This window comes from Caldovatus sediminis, assembly GCF_014644455.1.
Taxonomy (GTDB): Bacteria; Pseudomonadota; Alphaproteobacteria; order Acetobacterales; family Acetobacteraceae; genus Caldovatus; species Caldovatus sediminis.
This window is the reverse complement of the sequence record NZ_BMKS01000003.1, coordinates 364,170-382,031: the sequence shown is the minus strand read 5'-3', so window position 1 is coordinate 382,031 and position 17,862 is coordinate 364,170. Positions and strand designations below refer to the sequence as shown.

Genomic DNA, 17,862 nt, shown 5'->3' with positions numbered 1-17,862 from the left:
GCCTTCGCCACGCCGGCCGCCGGGCGCGACGGCGATTCAGCGTCGCCAGTAGCCGCGGCGCTTCGGCAGCGCCTCTGCCTCCGGCTCCAGGTCGATCAGCCGGGGCTGGACCGGCGGACCGATGCGCGGCTCCTGCGGCGTCGGCTGCGGCTCGACGGACGCCGCCGGCGCCACCGCCTCTGCGCCCGGTGCCGCCGCCCCCGCGGCGGGCCCGGTCGGGGCTTCCGGCATCGCCGCGCCCGCCGCAGCGGTCGCCTCGGCCGGCGGCGCCTCGGCCGCCGCGCGATCCGACCCCAGCGCCGCGGCCACCAGATGTGGCACCGGCGCCGTCCCTGCCCCCGATCCAAGAGCGGGCTGCGCCCCGGTTCCGGCCGCCAGTGGCGCGGCGCGCAGGGCGGCCCCGGGCGAGGGGGAGAGCCCGCGCGCCGCTGCGGCAGCCTCCGCGGCAGCCTCGGCGGCGGCCATCGCCTCGTAGATGTCGTCTATGTGGCCCGCGAAGGGGTCGGCAGGTGTCGGGCCGGCATAGCGCGTGGCGGGCGCGGCAGCGGGCGCCGGCGGCGCGGCGGGCCCGGCCACCGCGGCGGCGAGCTGTTCCGCCTCGGTCCACGACCGGGCCACTGCCTCCCTTTCGGGCTCCGCGCGCCGCCGGCGGCCGCCGCGGCGGCCGCGACGGCGGCGCGCGGCGGCGCGCTGCTCCTCATCCCTGTCGCCGGCCTCGCCCGGCTCGCCGTCCTCCTCGCCCTCGATCTCCCCGGCCGCGAGGGGAGGCGGCTCCCCGGCTCCGGCGGCCGCGGACTCCTCCTCTTCCTCCTCGTATTCCTCCCGCTCATCGGCAGGCTCGGACGCGGCTTCGCCGGCCGCCCGCTCGCCGGGGAGCGGCGCACCACCCTCCTCCCGGCGTCCGGGCCGCCGCCGCCGCCGCCGCCGCCGGCGGCGCGCTGCCTCGCCCTCGGCCTCGCCGGCGCCGGGAGCCGGCGTCTCGCCGCGCCCCGCGCCGGCGGCAGGCGCCGCCGCCTCTTCCGGCGCCTCGGCCGCGATGGCGGCCTCCTCTTCCGGCGCCTCGGCCTCCTCCTCGGGCTCCTCGGGCTCCGGCGCGTAGTCCATGCGGAGCGCCGCGCTCGGCGCGGCCTCCGCCGCGCCGGCGGGCGCCGTCTGCGGACGCACGCGCTCGATGCGCAGTGACGGCGGAACGAGGCTGTCGTCCGGCTCGAACACCACCTGCATGCCGTGCCGGGCCTCGATGGCGGCGAGCCGGTCGCGCCGGCGGTTGAGCAGGAACAGCGCCACCGGCTGGGCGACGCGCACCAGGATCTCGGCGGCGCGGCGCTTCGCGCCCTCCTCCTCGATCGCCCGCAGCACCGCGATGGCGCTGCTCTCGATGCTGCGCACCTGGCCGCGGCCCTGGCAGTGCGGGCAGGTGACGAAGGCATGCTCGGCGAGCGAGGGGCGCAGCCGCTGGCGGCTCATCTCCAGCAGGCCGAAATGGCTGATCCGGCCGACCTGGATGCGCGCGCGGTCGTGCTTCAGCGCCTCCTTCAGCCGCCGCTCGACCATGGCGTCGTGCTTGGCCGACTCCATGTCGATGAAGTCGATCACGATCAGGCCCGCGAGGTCGCGCAGGCGGAGCTGGCGCGCGATCTCGTCCGCCGCCTCGAGGTTGACCTTGAGCGCGGTGTCCTCGATGTGCCGGTCGCGCGTGGCGCGGCCGGAGTTGACGTCGATCGAGACCAGCGCCTCGGTCTGGTTGATGACGAGGTAGCCGCCCGACCTGAGCTGCACCACCGGCGAGAGCATCGCCTCGAGCTGCTGCTCGACGCCGTAGCGGACGAACAGCGGCACCGGGTCGCGGTGGAGCTGGATCTTGCGCACATGGCTCGGCATGAGCATGCGCATGAACTCGCGCGCCTCGCGGTAGGCGTCCTCGCCCTCGACGATGATCTCGTCCACGTCGCGCCCGTAGACGTCGCGGATCGAGCGCTTGATGAGGTCCGCCTCCTCGTAGATCAGCGCCGGGGCGGTGGACTGCAGCGTGCGTTCGCGGATCGAGTCCCAGAGGCGCAGCAAGTACTCGCAGTCGCGCTTGATCTCGGCCTTCGGGCGGTTGGCGCCGGCGGTGCGGATGATGAGGCTCATGCCCTCGGGCAGGCCGAGCTCGTCGATGACCTCGCGCAGCCGCTTGCGGTCGGCGGCGGAGGTGATCTTGCGCGAGATTCCGCCGCCGCGCGGGCTGTTCGGCATCAGCACGGAGAAGCGGCCGGCGAGCGAGATGTAGGTGGTGAGCGCCGCGCCCTTCGAGCCGCGCTCCTCCTTCACGACCTGCACCAGCATGATCTGCCGGCGCTTGATCACCTCCTGGATCTTGTAGTGCCGGAGGAATTTCGGCGGGATGCGGCGCTCGCGGCGCACTTCCTCCGCCTCGGCAGCCTCTCCCTCGCCGCCGAGCGTCTCGGGCGGCGGCGGCGGCTCGGCATCGCCGTCGGGCTCCTCTCGCGGCGTCCGCAGCCGCTCCGGCGCCGCGGCCTCCGCGCGCGGACCGGCGAGGCGGTCCTCCTCGCCGGGATCCGCCTCCGTTACGGGGGCAGCGGCGGGGAACAGCGCGGCGTCCCCGGAGGCCGCCGGCGGCTCGGCCCCCGCTGCGGCCTGGGGAAGGGCGGCCTCGGGCGCCTCGGCGCCGCGGGCGGCGCCCGCCAGGGTGACGGTTTCGATGACGCCCGCCGGCGGGATGTGATCCTCTCCGGAATCCGCCGCGTCCGGGGCGGCGGCGCCGTCCTCGGGATCGGCAGGGGGCGCGCCGCTGATCCGCTCGACCGCGCGCGTCATCGGCATCGCCGGTCCGGACCGCGGCGGCGCGGTGCCCTCCGCCTCTCCGGCCGCCGCCGTGTCGGCTGCGCCTTCGGCGGGGGCGAGGGTCGGCACTGCCCGCGCGTCCTTGGCGACCGGCTCGTCGGGCCGCGGCGCGGCGGTCACGCGCACCGTCGTCCCCGCATCGTCGGCGCCGGGCGCCTCCGGGGGCGTCGTGGGCAGCGGCTCGGTGGGCCTCCAGGGCACCGCGCGCGCGGCCGCCTGCTCCGCGGCCTCGTCGCCCGGGGGCGGTGAGCCGGCGGCGAGATCCTCGTCCGGCCCGGCCCTCTCCGCCCGTTCCGCCGCGCCGGCGGATGCCGCGGCGATCCCGCCCGCTTCCGCCGCCGCGGCGGTCACCCGGGCGGCGATATCGGCGGCGGCCGCTTCATCGTCCCCCGCCTCGGCCGTGGCGGGCTCGGCGGTGGCCGGGGCGGGCCGGCGGCGCGCACGCTGCGGCTCCGGGCCGGCCGCCGCCGCTTCGGCGCGCAGCTCCTCCTCCTCCGCCTCGGCCTCCTCGCGCGCCTCGGCGGCCTGCATTTCGAGCAGGCGCTGCCGGTCGGCGACGGGGATCTGGTAGTAGTCCGGGTGGATCTCGCTGAAGGCGAGGAAGCCGTGGCGGTTGCCGCCGTACTCGACGAACGCGGCCTGCAGGCTGGGCTCCACCCGCACCACCTTGGCGAGGTAGATGTTGCCCTTGAGCGGGCGGCGATGCGCGGTCTCGAGGTCGAACTCCTCCAGCCGGTTGCCGTCCAGCACCACCACCCGGGTCTCCTCCGGGTGGCTGGCGTCGATCAGCATGCGCTTGGTCATCGGGATGTCTGCTCCGCGCCGCCGGGTCCCGCGGTGGGGACGGTCGGGCGGCGGATCGGGGTGGCGTGGCCCGAGCGGGGCGGGGCGGCGTCGCGCGGCGCGTCTTGGGACAGCATGCGGCGGCGCTCCGTCCTCGCTCGGCGGGCCGGTGCCGCGCGCGCGAGGGACGCGCGGCCTCGGCCCTGGGTTGGTGCGCCTGGGGACTGCCCCGGGAACCCTCACGAGGGCCGCCCGGCAAGGGCCGGATCGGCGATCGCAGGCGCAGGCGGGCCGGCGACGGCGCGCGCTCGACTCCCTCGCGCACCACAGGTCCCGCGCTGGCGGAGCGGGGCATCGCGCGGCGGATCGGGACCTCCCGGCGAAACGCGGGCCTCGCCGCGACGGGCGGCGGCGGGCGCCCAGGCCGAGGGTCCCGGCCGCGGCAGCCCGCTCCGGCGCCTCGGGCCGGAACGGGGCCTCGCCCAGACTCCGCCGGCGGCGGGCGCCGCCGGGGCAGGGCCACAGTAGGCGGTGGGGGGCTGGTTCGGCAAGGCCGCACGGCCCGATCGCCGCATTCAGGGACTCCCGGCGCCTCAAACCGCGGTGCCGAGGCGGCGCCCCCGCGACCGACTCGCCCTGCCGCGCGCGGGCGCGGCGCGCGGAGGACGGGGGCGGTCGTCCTGGCCGGCAGCGGTTGTTCCTTCATCTGCGATCTCAGCACGGCTTGGAAACCTTTTGCAGTATCTGGTAGCATGCCCGCGCAATCCGGTGCGACGGAGGGGGGTCTGCATCCGGTATGGCAACGTCGTTCTCTCGCCGCCGCGGCCTGCTCGCCGTCGGGCTCGGCTTCGTGCTGTGGTGGCCCGACAGCGCGGGCGCCTCGGGGCGCCCGCGGGCGCAGCCGCGGCGCCTGCCGCTGGTGGTGATCGATCCGGGCCACGGCGGACGCGATCCTGGCGCGATCGGCGCTACCGCCGGCACGCAGGAGAAGCAGGTCGCCCTCGCCGCGGCGCTCGAACTGAAGCGCCAGCTCGAGGCCTCGCGCCGGTGCCGCGTGGCGCTCACCCGCGCGCGCGACGTGTTCGTGCCGCTGGAGGCGCGGCTCGGGCTGGCCCGGCGCCGCGACGCGGCGCTGCTGATCTCGCTGCACGCCGATTCCGCGCCAGGGGCGCGGGGCGCAAGCGTCTACACCCTGTCCGAGACCGCCACCGATCCGTTCTCGGCGGCCCTCGCCCGGCGCGAGAACCTGGCCGACCATGCCGGCGGGCTGCGGCTTCCCAGCGTCTCGCCGGAGGTGCAACGCATCCTGCTCAGCCTCATGCGCCAGGAGACGCGTGCCGGCTCGCTCCGCATGGCACGGCTCGCGGTGGAGGAGCTCGGCCAGGCCGTGCCGCTGCTGCCGAACACCCACCGCGAGGCCGGCTTCGTCGTCCTGAAGGCCCCGGAAGTGCCGTCCGTGCTGGTGGAGATGGGCTTCCTCTCGCACCCGGCCGACGAGGCGGCGCTGCGCCGGCCGGCGCACCGGGCGAGGATCGCGGCGGCGTTGGCGCGCGCGGTGGGGGCGTGGCTGGAAGCCGGATCCGCCGGGCCGCTGGCGGCGGCCGAGGCGGCGTCCCGCGGCGGCGGACCGGCCGCCAACTGACGGCCCGGGCGCGACCTGCCCGGCGAGCCCGGCCCCGGCTCCCCCGCCGCAGGCGCCCGGGAGCGGCGGGCGGCGCCCCGCTCGCCCCGCCGGCGCCTCTCGGGCCCGCCCCACCGACGGCGCGCCGGTGGCGGAGCAGGGCATCAACAGGCCGGCATCCGCCGCGGCGGCCCGAGGCAAAACCCGCCGCGTGCCGCCACGGGCATCGCACCGGCCCGCATGGCGTTGTATGGGATGCGACATGCCTCCTGACGACCTGCGCGCCGACAGGCCCCTGGCCGGCGGCCGCCCCGCATCCGCCCGTCGCCGCCCCGCCGCCGGCGCCTCCCGGCCCACCGGCGACGGCGCGCCGCCGGCGCCCGACGGTGCGCCGCCCGGTGCTGCCCCGCCGCCGCCCCCGGCGCCGCGCCGGGAGCGTGGGCGCCGCCGTCGCCGGGGCGGCGTCCTCCGCGGGCTCGCCCGCCTGGCCGTCGTCCTCCTCGGCGCGCTCGCCGTCGCCGGGGCGGCGGTCGGCTACGGCGTCTACCAGCACATCGCCCAGGAGCTGCCGGACTACCGCTGGCTCGCCGACTACGACCCGCCGCAGATGAGCCGCATCTACGCCGCGGATTCGCGGCTGATGGCCGAGCTCGCCGCGGAGCGCCGCGTCTTCGTGCCGATCGAGGCGATCCCGCGCCGCGTCCAGCAGGCCTTCGTCTCGGCCGAGGACCAGCGGTTCTGGGAGCACCACGGCGTTGATCCCATCGGCATCGTCCGCGCCGTCCTCACCAACCTCGACCGCATGGGCAGCGGGCGGCGGCCGGTCGGCGCCTCGACCATCACCCAGCAGGTCGCCAAGAACATGCTGGTCGGGTCCGACCAGACCCTGATGCGCAAGGCGCGCGAGGCGATCCTCGCCTTCCGCATCGAGCAGGCGATGCCGAAGTCGCGCATCCTCGAGATCTACCTGAACGAGATCTTCCTCGGCCTGCAGGCCTATGGCGTGGCGGCGGCGGCGCAGAACTACTTCAACAAGAGCCTCGACGAGCTGACCCTGGCCGAGGCCGCCTTCCTTGCCGCCCTGCCCAAGGGCCCGAACCTCTACAACCCCTTCCGCTACCCCGAGCGGGCACTGGAGCGGCGCAACTGGGTGCTCGACCGGATGCTCGAGGACGGCGCCATCACCGCCGAGGAGGCCCGCGCCGCCAAGGCCGAGCCGATCGCGCCGCGCCCCTCCCGCCGGCCCGACATGATCACGGTCGGCCAGCACTTCACCGAGGAGGTGCGGCGCGAGCTGATCCAGCGCTTCGGCGCCGAGCAGACGGTGATGGGCGGCTACGTGGTCCGCACCAGCCTCGACCCCGCGCTGCAGGCGGCGACGGAGCGGGCGCTCCGCGACGGGCTGATGAACTACGACCGCCGGCGCGGCGGCTGGCGCGGACCGGTGACGCAGATCGCCTTCGCCGGCACCGAATGGATGCCGGCGCTGGAGGCCGTGCCCCGCCCAGCCGGCATGCTGCCCGAATGGCGCCTCGCCGTCGCGCTCGAGGTGCGCGACCGTGAGGCGCGGCTCGGCTGGCTGGAGCGGCCCGACCCGCGCGGCGCCGCGCAGCCGCGCATGGGCACGCTCGTCCTCGATGCCCAGGTCCGCTGGGCGCGGCTGGTGCGCGACGGGCGGCTCGGCCCCGAGCCGACGCGCCTCCAGCAGGTGCTCCAGCCAGGCGACGTGGTGATGGTGGAACCGCTCCCGACTCCCGGCGGCGGGCAGCAGGCCGGCGTCGAGGCGGCGCCCGCCGCCCGCTCCGGCCCGGTGCGCGTGGCGCTGCGCCAGATCCCGCAGGTGGAGGGCGCGGTCGTCGCCCTCGACCCCGCGAGCGGGCGCGTGCTCGCCATGGCGGGAGGCTGGAGCTTCGAGCGGAGCCAGTTCAACCGCGCCACCCAGGCGATGCGCCAGCCAGGCTCCTCCTTCAAGCCCTTCGTCTACCTCGCCGCGCTGGAGCAGGGCATCCCGCCCAACGCCGAGCTCGAGGACGCGCCGATCGAGATCCCCGACGGGCGCGGCGGCGTCTGGCGGCCACACAACTACAGCGGCAATTTCAACGGCTGGGTGACGATGCGCCAGGCGATGGAGCGCTCGCTCAACCTGGTCACGGTGCGCCTCGCCCGCGAGGTCGGGATCGAGCGCGTGGCCGACGTCGCCGCGCGCTTCGGGGTGATCCCGAACATGCCGCACTACCTCGCCCTGTCGCTCGGCGCCGGCGAGACGACGGTGCTGCGCATGGCCGCCGCCTACGCGAGCTTCGTCAACGGCGGGCGCCAAGTGTCGCCGACCCTGATCGACTCCGTCCAGGACCGGCGCGGGCGCGTCGTCTGGCGCGCCGACATCCGCCAGTGCCAGGGCTGCGACGCTCCCGACCCCGGCGCCGGGCCGCCGGCGCTGACCGAGGAGCGGCCCCAGGTCACCGACCCGATCTCCGCCTACCAGATGGTGAGCCTGCTGCAGGGCGTGGTGCAGCGCGGCACCGCCGCGGGCGCCATCGGCAACCGCCTCGGGCGTCCGGTCGCGGGCAAGACGGGCACGACCAACGACTATCTGGACAACTGGTTCGTCGGCTTCACCCCCGACATCGTGGTCGCGGTCTGGGTCGGCTACGACGAGCCGCGCAGCCTCGGCAGCGGCGAGACCGGCGGGACCAACGCCGCCCCGATCTTCCGCGAGGTGGTCGCCGCCGCGCTGAAGGACAGCCCGCCGGTGCCGTTCCGCGCCCCGCCGGGCGTGGCGCTGGTGCGGGTGAACGTCGCCGGCGGCACGATCCTCGAGCCCTTCCGTCCCGGGACCGAGCATGGCGGCTGGCGGCGCTACGGCGGCGGGGAGGAGTACGACGGCGGCGGCACCGGCGGCGCCTCGAACCTCGACAGGGGCCTCGGCGGGCTCTATTGAGCCGGCCGCCACGAACGCCGCCGAACCCGGAAGCGACGGAACCCCACACCGCCATGCGCGCCGACGCCGCCGCCCTGCACGAGCAGATCACCGCCTCGGTGGCTCTGCTGAGGAGGCATCTTTGACTGGGATGCCGCCGTCCGCCGCCTCGACGAGCTGAACGCGCGCGCCGAGGATCCCGCGCTCTGGAACGACCCCGCGGAGGCGCAGCGCGTGATGCGCGAGCGCACCCGCCTCGCCGGGCAGATCGAGGGCGTGCGGACGCTCGAGCGCGAGGTCGAGGACACGCTCGCCCTCATCGAGCTGGCCGAGGCCGAGGAGGACGAGGCCGCGCTCGACGCCGCGGTCGCCGACCTGCGCCGGCTGGCCGAGGAGGCGAAGCGGCGCGAGATCGAGAGCCTGCTCTCCGGCGAGGCCGACGCCAACGACTGCTACGTCGAGATCAACGCCGGCGCCGGCGGCACGGAGGCCCAGGACTGGGCCGAGATGCTGCTCCGCATGTACATGCGCTGGGCCGAGGCCCACGGCTACAAGGTGACCATCACCGAGCGCTCCGACGGCGAGCAGGCCGGGATCAAGAGCGCGACCATCCTGGTAAGCGGCCCGAACGCCTACGGCTGGCTCAAGACCGAGAGCGGCGTGCACCGCCTGGTGCGCATCTCGCCCTTCGACGCCGCGGCGCGGCGCCAGACGAGCTTCGCGAGCGTCTACGTCTACCCCGTGGTGGACGACCGCATCGCCATCGAGATCAACCCGGCCGACCTGAAGGTGGACACCTTCCGCGCCTCCGGCGCCGGCGGGCAGCACGTGAACAAGACCGAGTCGGGCGTGCGCTTCACCCACATCCCCACGGGCATCGTGGTGGCCAGCACGCAGGACCGCAGCCAGCACCGCAACCGCGCGATCGCGATGGAGATGCTGAAGGCCCGCCTCTACGAGCTGGAGCTGAAGAAGCGCGAGGCGGCGGCCGAGGCGGCGGAGGCGGGCAAGACCGACATCGGCTGGGGCCACCAGATCCGCAGCTACGTGCTGCAGCCCTACCAGCTGGTGAAGGACCTGCGGACCGGGGTGGAGAAGGGCAACCCGCAGGCGGTGCTGGACGGCGACCTCGACGAGTTCATGGCCGCGGCGCTGGCGCAGCGCGTGGGGGCGGTGCGGAGCGAGGCGAGCGCGGCGGCGAGATAGGCGAGGGAAGGGCGCAGCGCGCACGATCCCCACCGGTCGTCGTGCGCGGGGGCCGCTCGCGATCTCGGGTGCTGGCGGCCGCCCTCGTTCGCAGGCTGCGCTCTGCCTCGCCGCCTGCAGCGACCTCGGCGCGAGGGAGGGTGGCAAGCGGATGTGCCTTCGGATTCGTGCGTTCCGGGACGCGGTGCTGGTCCCCCTCTCCGTCGTGCGTGGCGCCGCGGCGGGCGGTGCCGCGATTCCCTACCGGGTTGGCGGCTTCGACAGTGACCGCGCCTTCATTCGCGAGACCGGCCTCTGGCGGCACTATGGCGCCGCCGCGGCGCCGGAATGGGCCGAGCCGGCCGCTCGGCTGCCGGGCACGCACGTTTACGGCGGCATACTGCTCGACAGCTTCGGCCACTTCCTGCTTGAGAGTCTCGCGCGCCTCTGGGCGATCGGCGAGACCGGCGATGCCCCGGTGCTCTGGCACTTCGTGCAGCCCCGCCGGCGGCCCTGGCAGAGCGAGATCCTCGGGATCGCGGGCCTCCACACGCGCGCCGCGGTGCCGATAGACCGACCGCTCGGCGTGGAGACGCTGCTGGTGCCCGATCCCGGCTTCGTCATCGGCACGCTGTTCCACCCCCGTCAGGCGAAGGCGCTCGACCTGGTCCCCGCGCCCGCGCCGCGCGCCGGGCGGCGCGTGTGGCTCTCCCGATCGGCATTGCCGCCGCACCATGTACGGGTGGAAGGCGAGGCCGTGGCGGAGGAGGCGCTGCGTGCGCGTGGCTGGCGAGTCGTGCATCCCGAGCGTCTGACGGTGCGCGATCAGCTCGCGGCAATCGCGGAGGCCGAGGTGGTTGCCGGGTTCCAAGGTTCGGCGCTGCACAGCCTGATCCTGCTGTCGGGATTCGCCGGCGAGGTCCGGATCGTCAGGCGGCGGGAGACCGGCATCGGCTTGCATCCGAACTACGGCCTCATCGCCCGCGGTAAGGGTTTCCGGCAGAGGGTCCTGGCCGTGCCGCTCCGCGCGCTCGATGACGGAGGGTCTAGCCCGCGGCTGGCCCTGGAGCGGCCGGAGGAGCTGGCGGATCTCCTCGACGGCCGCGCGTGACCGCGCCGCCAACGGTCATCGGGAGCGGCGTCGCGGAACCGCCGATCGCCCTGCCACCCGCGATGCGGCGTATGAGGCCGTCACCGAACGCCGGCGGAGCTCGCCTGCGTTGCCGCTGCGGGGTCCATGTCGGCTGGCGCGAAGAAGTGGTCCTCCTCCACCAGCCAGTGCAGCCGGTTGATCCCTTCCAGCGTCCGCAGCAGGGCGTCGCGGTTCGAGAAGCGCTCCGCCAGCCGCGTCGTCCCCTGCTTGACCATCGCCACCTCCGGCGTGACGGGGTCCTCGACGCCGATGTGCCGCGCGACGTTGCGCAGGAACGCGCCGCGCTGCAGCTGCTGGTACTCGATCAGCAGGAACGCCTTGCCGGCCCGGTCGCACTCCGCCACCAGGCCGTCGTAGTAGCGGCGGTACAGCCGGTACTCGTGCAGGAAGAGGTCGGGGTCGAGCTCGAGCACCGGCGGCGGCGCGAGGCGCTGTCCCGGCCGCGCGAGATAGACGCCCGTCCTGCGGGCGGTGAGCTGCGAGGCGTGCACCGCCAGGAAGTTCTCGCGGTAGAGGATCACGCAGCGCCAGTCCGGCGCCGCGATCACATGGGCGCGGATCGCGGGCGTGTGGCCGCGGAACCACTTGAAGCCGAAGATCGGGGTGGGGCAGCGCGCGACGACCTCGGCCAGGAACCCGACCGGATCGCGGTCCCGCCGCGCCTTCAGCGCCTCCTCGTCCTCTTCGCCGCGCGGCCAGAAGCCCGGCATGTGCGGCTTCTGCTGGTGGAAGATCTCGTGCCCGAAGCTGGTGCCGGGCTGGCCGTCGAGGAACCGCATCAGCAGCGTGGAGCCGGAGCGGGCATGCGCGAGCAGGATCGCCTTGCTGGATACGGCCACGCGGCCCTCCCGATCTCGAACAGGCGCCGGGCATGCTCCGCCCGGCCGGGCGGCGTCGGACGATAGTGGCCGGCCGCGACGCCGTTAAGGGACCCCGGCCGCGTCCCTCAGTCGTCCGCGACCAGCCGCTCCAGCTCCGCCGCCAGCCGCCGGATCTCCTCGTAGTTCGTCACCATCCGCGCCTTGTCGCTCGCCGTCGGGCGCAGCGGCGAGGCGCCGAACAGTCCGGCGCGCGCCTCCCCCGGCAGGCGCAGCAGCGCGCCGAGCCGTTCGGCCAGCTCCGGCGCCACGGTCGGCCCGGCGATGAAGCCCGGGTACTCGACCTCGAGCGCGCGCGGATAGCCTGCCAGCGCCCGCCGTACGTAGCGGCGCGCCTTCAGGATCGGATGGAGATACGCCACCGCCGCCGCGGCATCGAGCGTGACCGAGACCGCCTCGGCGTTCGCGCGGTCGTCGCCCGTGTGGTAGATCCCGCGCGATTCGGCGATCACGTGGCTCGCGTAGCAGTCCGCCAGGTCGCGCCGCAGCAGGTGCAGCAGCACCATCCCGCGCGACTTGAAGTAGTTGAGCAGGAAATTGTCGTGCGGATCCGACATCGGCCGCGCCCAGATCGGCGTCAGCGCCCCGAGGTTGTTGTACATCACGTCCACATGGACGAAGGCGCGCCCCGCGGCCGCCTCGTGGAGCTCGGCGAAGAACGCGTCGAGGCACTCGAACATCTCCGGGCCCGAGAAGGCGAAGCTCTCGCGTCCCGCCAGGTGGCGCGCGAAGAACCGGCCGAAGGAGGGCGCCGGCCGGCCGGGCTGGAACACCTCGCCGAAGCTCGCCACGCGCTCGCCGTTGCCGAGCGCGGTGCCGAGGAACTTCGTCCCGCTGCGCTGCGTGGCGAGGGTGACGATCACGTTGTCGTGGCGCCTCATCGGGCGGTAGCCTCGCCTCCGCTTGCCGGGCCCACGCCTCCTCCGGCAGATGGGGCTCGCCGCCGCTGCCCGCCCAGCGGCGCCCGGACGTCGCTCCCGAGGAGCTGGAACTGCACGTGACCTTACCGATCGCCCGCGACGGCGCAAGGACGGCCACGCCCGCCGCCCGTGCGCCATGAGCGAGCCGACGACCTCGGCCGAGCTGTCCGCCCTCTGCGCCGCGATGGAGGCGGGCGCCCTGGGCGGCGGGGAAGGAGCCTCGCCCGGCTTCGCCGTGCGGCTGCCCCGCGCCGCGTTCGAGGCCGCGCTGGAGGCGCGCCTCGAGCGGCTCGCCCCCCTCGCCGCGCCACGGGCGGCCGAGGGGGAGAGCGCCGCGGCCGCCGCGCGGCGGATCTTCGGCGCCGGCGTCGCCTCCGCGCTGCTCGAGGAGGCGAGCCTCGCCTGCGCCGCCACGCTGGCACGGCGCCTCGGCCTGCGGGCCGCCGGCGCGCCGCGCATCGGCGCCTTCGCCCGCGCTCCCGACGGCGACATACGCTTCGAGGTCGGGTTCGTGCCCGACGACGCTCCCGGACCGGGCGCGGGCCCGCCCGTCGCCCTTCCCCCGATCGGCCCGCTCGAGCGGCTCGTCGCCGAGCCGGGCGAGGCCGAGATCGCCGCCGAGCTGCAGGCGCTCGCGGCCGCCCGGGCGGAGTGGGAGGCGCTTCCGGCCGGCCATGCGGCGCGGCCCGGCGACCTCGTGGTCTGCGACGTCGTCGCCGAGCTCCCGCCCAACCTGCTCGGCAACCCTGCCGCCGCCGGCGCCGTCGCCGGCAGCCCCGGCCGGCCGCCGGCGGGCTGGGACATCGTGGTCACCGAGGGGCTCAGGCTCGCCATCCTCGGACGGGCGAGCGAGGACGGCATCCCCTGCCTCGACCTGCGCGTGACCGGCACGCCGCCGGGCAGGGGCACCTTCGTCGTGTTCCTCGATCGGCCGAACGCCGTCGCCGCGCGGCCGGGCGAAGCCTTCTCGCTGTCGGCGCGCTGGCGCCTGCTCGCCGGCGCGGTGCCGGACCGCGCGGCGTGCGAGGCCTTCCTCAACCAGCGCAGCGCCGCCGGCACCCTCCGCCCCGTCGCGGGCCGGCTGCCGCCTCCCGGGCCCGGACCGCTCGCCGCCCAGGCGTGGAGCCGCGACCTGACCACGGACCCCACCCCGGAGGTCGCCTTCGCGCGGCCGGGCCTGCTGATCCGCCTCGCCGCGGGCACCACCGGGCCGCTCGACATGACGCTGCGGATCGGGCTGCCGCGCCTCCTCCGCGGCGGCGCGGCGGCGAGCGCCGCGCCGCGGCCCTTCCCCGAGGGCAGCGCGCGGGACGTCGCGATCGAGGTCGGCGGCCCCGGCTTCCTGCCGGGCCTCGCCGACGGCCTCGAAGGCATTCGCGTCGGGGAGAGCCGCGACATCCGCGCCTTCTTCCCGCTGTTCGGCGCCCCGCAGGGCCTCGCCGGGCGCGAGCTGCGCTGCGCGGTGCGGGCGACGGCGCTGCGCCGCCGCGTCGTGCCGCCGGTGGACGAGGCGCTGGCCGCGGCGTGCGATTTCGTCGGCCTCGACGCGTTGCGCGCCGATATCCGTTCGCGGTTGCGCGAGGCCTACGCCGCGATGTCGGACCGCCGCCTGCGCGCCGACCTGCTCGCCCGGCTCGCCGCCGCGACGGACCTGCCGGTGCCCGGACCGCGGATCGCTGCGGAGCTGGCCTGGCTCCGCCGCCGCGCCGAGATGCGCGCCGCCGAGGAGCCCGGCGAGGTCCGCCGGCCGATGGACGAGGCGGCGCTCCGCGCCGCCGCCGAGCGCCGGGCGAGGATCGGCCTGCTGCTCGCCCGCTTCGCCGAGGCCGAGGGCATCGCCGTGCCCGACTCCGCGCTCGAGGCCGCGATGCGCCGGGAAGCGGCGCGCCACCCGGGGCGCGAGGCCGAGGCGCTCGCCCATCTCCGCTCCCATCCCGAGGCCCGCGAGGCGCTGCGTGCCCGCCTGCGGGCGGCCCTCGCGACCGACCGCCTCCTCGCCCGCGTCCGCGTCGTCGAGCGCCGCGTCGCGCCGGCGGTCCTCATGGACTGGGACCCGGAAGACACTTGGGGTTGAGCGGCGGGCGTGTATAACGCCGACTGGACGGCGGGCCCGGACGGCGCTCCCCCGCGACGCCGGGACCGGCGGCGGGCGGGCGCTTCCGCGCCCCGCCGGCCGGCCCTTGCGGCCCCTCTGCGCGGCGGCTTCCGTGACGTGACGCTCCAGGCCCTGCATTTCTGCCACTCCCCGGAAGGCGGCGCCGGGCGGGCGGCGCGGCGCGCCGTGCTGGCCTGTCGCGAGGCTGGGGTGCTCGCCACCTTCGCCTGCCTCGCGGGTGCGTCCGGCGCCGGCGCCGGCGAGCTGCACCTCGTCCCCGCCGCCCCGGCGTCGCCCGGCGAGGCGGCGCTGCGCGAACTGCTCGCCGAAAAGCTGCAATGGGGCGTCATCCCGCGGCACCGCACGCCCCTCTCCAACACCCTGCTCTCGCTTCCCCATCCCGGCGTGGACCCGGACAGCGTCGGGCCGGTCGCGACGGCGGACGTCCTGCACCTTCACTGGACGAGCTGGATGCTCACCCCGCGCCAGGTGGCGCGCTGGCTCGCCGCGGGGCGGACGCTGGTCTGGACGCTGCACGACTTCTGGCCGATGACCGGCGGCTGCCACTACCCGGCCGGCTGCGGGCAGTGGCGCACCGCCTGCCTGAAATGCCCGCAGCTCGACGACGAGGCGCAGCTCGTCCCCAACGCCTTCGCCGAGAAGCGCGCCGGCTGGGGCGGCGCGCAGGGGCGGCTCACCGTCGTCGCGCCCTCGCGCTGGCTCGCAGGGCTGGCGGCGGAGAGCGCCATCCTCGGCGGCGCCGGCGCCCGGATCGCCGCCATCCCCAACGCCGTCGAGACCGACCGCTTCGCGCCGCGCCCCGACCGCGAGGCGCTGCGCGCCGCCTTCGGCATCGGCGCGCACGACCTCGTCCTGCTCTTCGGCAGCATGGACAGCGCCGAACGGCGCAAGGGCGCGGCGGTGCTGGAGGAGGCACTCGGGCGCGCCCTCGCGGGGGGGCGCATGGCCGCCGCGCTGCCGCCGGGCGGGCGCGTGGTGGTGCTGCTGTTCGGCCGCTCCCCTCCGCCGATCGCCCCGGTCGAGGGCCTGCTGCTGCCGCTCTCGCTCGGCCCGGTGGCGGAGGACGAGGTGCTGGCCGACGTGCTCGGCATCGCCGATCTCGCCTGCGTCGCCTCGCTCGAGGAGAACTATCCGAACGTGCTCGTCGAGGCGCTCGCCTGCGGCACGCCGGCCATCGGCTTCGCCGCCGGCGGCATCCCGGAGCTGATCGCCGACGGCCGCACCGGCGTGCTGGTGCCGGAGGTGGGCGACGCCGCGGCGCTGGCCGAGGGGCTGTTGCGCTTCGCGCGCACGCACTTCCGCGACGAGGCCATGCGCGCGGCCGCCCGCGCCCAGGTCCTGGCCGAGAACAGCCCCGCCGTCGTCGGCCGCCGGCATCGGGCGCTCTACGAGGAGGCCCTGGAGGCGGGGCGCGACGGCCGGTCGGCGCCGCGTCGCGGGGCCGCCATCGCGGCCGAGCTCCACGCGCGGGCGACGCGCGCCTTCGCCCGGGCCGCGGTGGCGCCCGACCTGCTGCCGGGGCCCGATTTCCTGCGCTACCCGACGAACCTGCTGCTGCGCGAGCGCGCCGCCGCCGGCGCGCCCGCGACGCTCGCCGCGCTCGCCGGGTGCGTCGCGGCGCCGCTGCCCGCGCCGGCGGTGCTCGGGGAAGGTGCCGCGCCGGTCCGGCGGCTGCTCGCCCTGCGCACCCATCACGCGCATCATTCGGCGCATTCCGGCCCCTACCAGTTCCTGCGCCACCTGCCCGGCTGCGCGCGGATCGCCGTCGAGGCCATGACGGTGCCGCTCGGCCATGCCCAGGCGGGGCGCTGGGCCGAGCCGCTGCGCGCCGCGGGGCGCCTGCTCGGGCTTCCCGCCTTCGGCCAGCAGGGCAACGCCTGGCTGGCCGAGGCCGAGGTGCTGGCCCGCTGCGTCTCCCCCGACGCCCCCTCCCTGGTGCACTTCATCGACGGCGAACTGGGCGGCTGGCTCGCGCCGAGCCTCGCCGCGGCGCTCGCGGCGGCGGGCGCGCGCCGGCCGCGCATGGTCGCCACCTTCCACCAGCCGCCCGCCCTGCTCGAAGGCATGATCCATCGCGGTCTGCTCGGCGCGCTCGATCGCGCCGTCGCGCTGTGCCGGCCGATGCGCGCCCTGCTCGCCCGCCACCTGCCGGATGAGCGCATCGTGGTGATCCCGCACGGCGTGGACGCCGACTTCTTCACCCCGGGACCCGGCGCCCCGGCCGGAGCGAGCGGCGCGTTCCGCCTGCTCCTGGTCGGCCACTGGCTGCGCGATTTCGACGCCGCCCTCGCCGCGCTGGCGCTGCTGCGCGCGGGCGGCCTCGACGCGCGGCTGACCGTGGTCTCGCACAACCCCCCGCGGCAGCTCGCCGGCACGGCCCTGCCCGAGGGCGTGACCCTTCGCGGGAACCTCTCCGACGCCGAGCTACGCCAGGCCTATCGCGACGCCGACTGCCTGTTCCTCCCCCTCGTCGACGCCACCGCGAACAACGCCGTGCTGGAGGCGATGGCCTGCGGGCGGCCGGTGGTCTCCACCGATGTCGGCGGCGTGGCCGAGATGACCGGCCCCGATGCCGCGCTGCTCCGCCCCGCCGGCGATGCCGCGGCGCTTGCCGAGGCGGTGCGTGCGCTCGCCGCCGATCCGGGGCGGGCGGCGGCGATGGGCCGCGCCGGCCGCGCCCGGGCCGAGGCCCTGGACTGGCCCCGGATCGCCGAGCGCCACGCCGCCCTCTACGACTCCCTGCTCGCGCCCGCGGCGGGGGCCGACCATGCCTGACGCGATCGAGCGCCACGCCTGGCAGGGCCTCGCCGATGGCAGCGGCTTCACGCTGGCGCTCGCGGCGCCCGGCGATCCGTCCCGGACCCGCTGCCTCCTCCTGGCCGAGGGCTGGGATGCGGCGACGGCGAGCGGAGCCTCCGCGCGCTGGGGCGAGGGGCCGGCGGTCCCGGAGCGGCCCTTCCTCGCCCTCGTCGAGGACCGCGCCGCCTGCATCCTGGACCGGCCGCCGCCGGGGCCCGAGGGGCCGGCGACCTCGATCGTGCTGCGCGCGCCGCTGCCGCCCGGCTCCCTCCGCCTCCTGCCGCTGCGGCGAGCCGCCGGGGAGGGGCCGTGCCCGGCCAGCGCGGCGGTGCTGCCGCGCTGCCTGCCCCCGCCGGCGCCGGCCGAACCGGGCGGCCAGGCGCCCGATCCGCCCCTGGCCGAACGCGTCGCCGCCGAGCTCGCGGCGGGCCGGCTCGCCGAGGCGCTGGCCGAATGCGCCGCCGTGCTCCTCGCCTCCGGCGAGGATCCCGCGGTCGCCGCGCCGGTCGCGGAGGCCGCCCGCGACGTCCTCGCCCATCTGGCGCGGCATCCGCTGTCGCGCGATCCGGCGCTCGGTCCGTTCCTCGGCGCGCTCCTCGCCGTCGCCGAATGAGCCGCATCCGCCAACCTCCCGAAGGCC

10 protein-coding genes are annotated in these 17,862 nt (G+C 76.6%); 7 read left to right on the top strand and 3 right to left on the bottom strand.

Going from position 1 to position 17,862, the window contains the following annotated elements; genetic code table 11:
• Nucleotides 1-36 precede the first annotated feature (36 nt).
• Nucleotides 37-3,651, bottom strand: coding sequence for an Rne/Rng family ribonuclease (locus tag IEX99_RS06945; RefSeq protein WP_229677852.1), 3,615 nt, complete (start codon nt 3,649-3,651; stop codon nt 37-39).
• 775 nt (nt 3,652-4,426) lie between these two features.
• Here IEX99_RS06945 and IEX99_RS06935 point away from each other — a divergent pair.
• The 4 genes from IEX99_RS06935 to IEX99_RS06920 all read left to right on the top strand — a co-directional run bounded on the left by IEX99_RS06935 (nt 4,427) and on the right by IEX99_RS06920 (nt 10,467).
• Nucleotides 4,427-5,272 carry an N-acetylmuramoyl-L-alanine amidase family protein gene (locus IEX99_RS06935; protein ID WP_188899282.1) on the top strand — a complete coding sequence of 282 codons (846 nt, stop codon included), beginning with the start codon at nt 4,427-4,429 and terminating at the stop codon, nt 5,270-5,272.
• A gap of 241 nt (nt 5,273-5,513) precedes the next feature.
• Nucleotides 5,514-8,192, top strand: coding sequence for a penicillin-binding protein 1A (locus tag IEX99_RS06930; RefSeq protein WP_188899281.1), 2,679 nt, complete (start codon nt 5,514-5,516; stop codon nt 8,190-8,192).
• Nucleotides 8,193-8,245: 53 nt separating this feature from the next.
• A protein-coding gene (gene prfB / locus IEX99_RS06925) for a peptide chain release factor 2 (RefSeq protein WP_188899280.1) occupies nt 8,246-9,377 on the top strand; the annotation gives its coding sequence in 2 pieces (ribosomal slippage) (nt 8,246-8,314 and nt 8,316-9,377; 1,131 coding nt in all).
• 184 nt (nt 9,378-9,561) lie between these two features.
• On the top strand, nt 9,562-10,467 hold the full coding sequence (locus IEX99_RS06920; protein WP_188899279.1) for a glycosyltransferase 61 family protein: 906 nt from the start codon (nt 9,562-9,564) through the stop codon (nt 10,465-10,467).
• 80 nt (nt 10,468-10,547) lie between these two features.
• Here the strand turns inward: IEX99_RS06920 and IEX99_RS06915 are convergent, their stop codons facing one another.
• On the bottom strand, nt 10,548-11,348 hold the full coding sequence (locus IEX99_RS06915) for a hypothetical protein (protein ID WP_188899278.1): 801 nt from the start codon (nt 11,346-11,348) through the stop codon (nt 10,548-10,550).
• A gap of 107 nt (nt 11,349-11,455) precedes the next feature.
• Nucleotides 11,456-12,268 carry a hypothetical protein gene (locus IEX99_RS06910; protein ID WP_188899277.1) on the bottom strand — a complete coding sequence of 271 codons (813 nt, stop codon included), beginning with the start codon at nt 12,266-12,268 and terminating at the stop codon, nt 11,456-11,458.
• A 175-nt stretch (nt 12,269-12,443) separates the two neighbouring features.
• Between IEX99_RS06910 and IEX99_RS06905 the strand changes: the two genes are divergently transcribed.
• From IEX99_RS06905 to IEX99_RS06895, 3 genes are all read left to right on the top strand, one after another.
• Nucleotides 12,444-14,381 carry a trigger factor gene (locus IEX99_RS06905; protein WP_188899276.1) on the top strand — a complete coding sequence of 646 codons (1,938 nt, stop codon included), beginning with the start codon at nt 12,444-12,446 and terminating at the stop codon, nt 14,379-14,381.
• A gap of 138 nt (nt 14,382-14,519) precedes the next feature.
• Nucleotides 14,520-17,198 carry a glycosyltransferase gene (locus IEX99_RS06900; protein ID WP_188899275.1) on the top strand — a complete coding sequence of 893 codons (2,679 nt, stop codon included), beginning with the start codon at nt 14,520-14,522 and terminating at the stop codon, nt 17,196-17,198.
• Complete coding sequence (locus IEX99_RS06895; RefSeq protein ID WP_188899274.1) at nt 17,191-17,835, top strand: hypothetical protein; 645 nt, start codon at nt 17,191-17,193, stop codon at nt 17,833-17,835. Before IEX99_RS06900 ends, IEX99_RS06895 begins: the two co-directional genes overlap by 8 nt.
• The last annotated feature ends 27 nt before the right edge of the window (nt 17,836-17,862 follow it).

Excerpts from the sequence above, each read along its gene's own strand:
- IEX99_RS06945 (WP_229677852.1), bottom strand. The coding sequence starts at position 3,651 with ATGACCAAGCGCATGCTGATCGACGCCAGCCACCCGGAGGAGACCCGG.
- IEX99_RS06935 (WP_188899282.1), top strand. The coding sequence starts at position 4,427 with ATGGCAACGTCGTTCTCTCGCCGCCGCGGCCTGCTCGCCGTCGGGCTC.
- IEX99_RS06930 (WP_188899281.1), top strand. The coding sequence starts at position 5,514 with ATGCCTCCTGACGACCTGCGCGCCGACAGGCCCCTGGCCGGCGGCCGC.
- IEX99_RS06910 (WP_188899277.1), bottom strand. The coding sequence starts at position 12,268 with ATGAGGCGCCACGACAACGTGATCGTCACCCTCGCCACGCAGCGCAGC.
- IEX99_RS06905 (WP_188899276.1), top strand. The coding sequence starts at position 12,444 with ATGAGCGAGCCGACGACCTCGGCCGAGCTGTCCGCCCTCTGCGCCGCG.
- IEX99_RS06895 (WP_188899274.1), top strand. The coding sequence starts at position 17,191 with ATGCCTGACGCGATCGAGCGCCACGCCTGGCAGGGCCTCGCCGATGGC.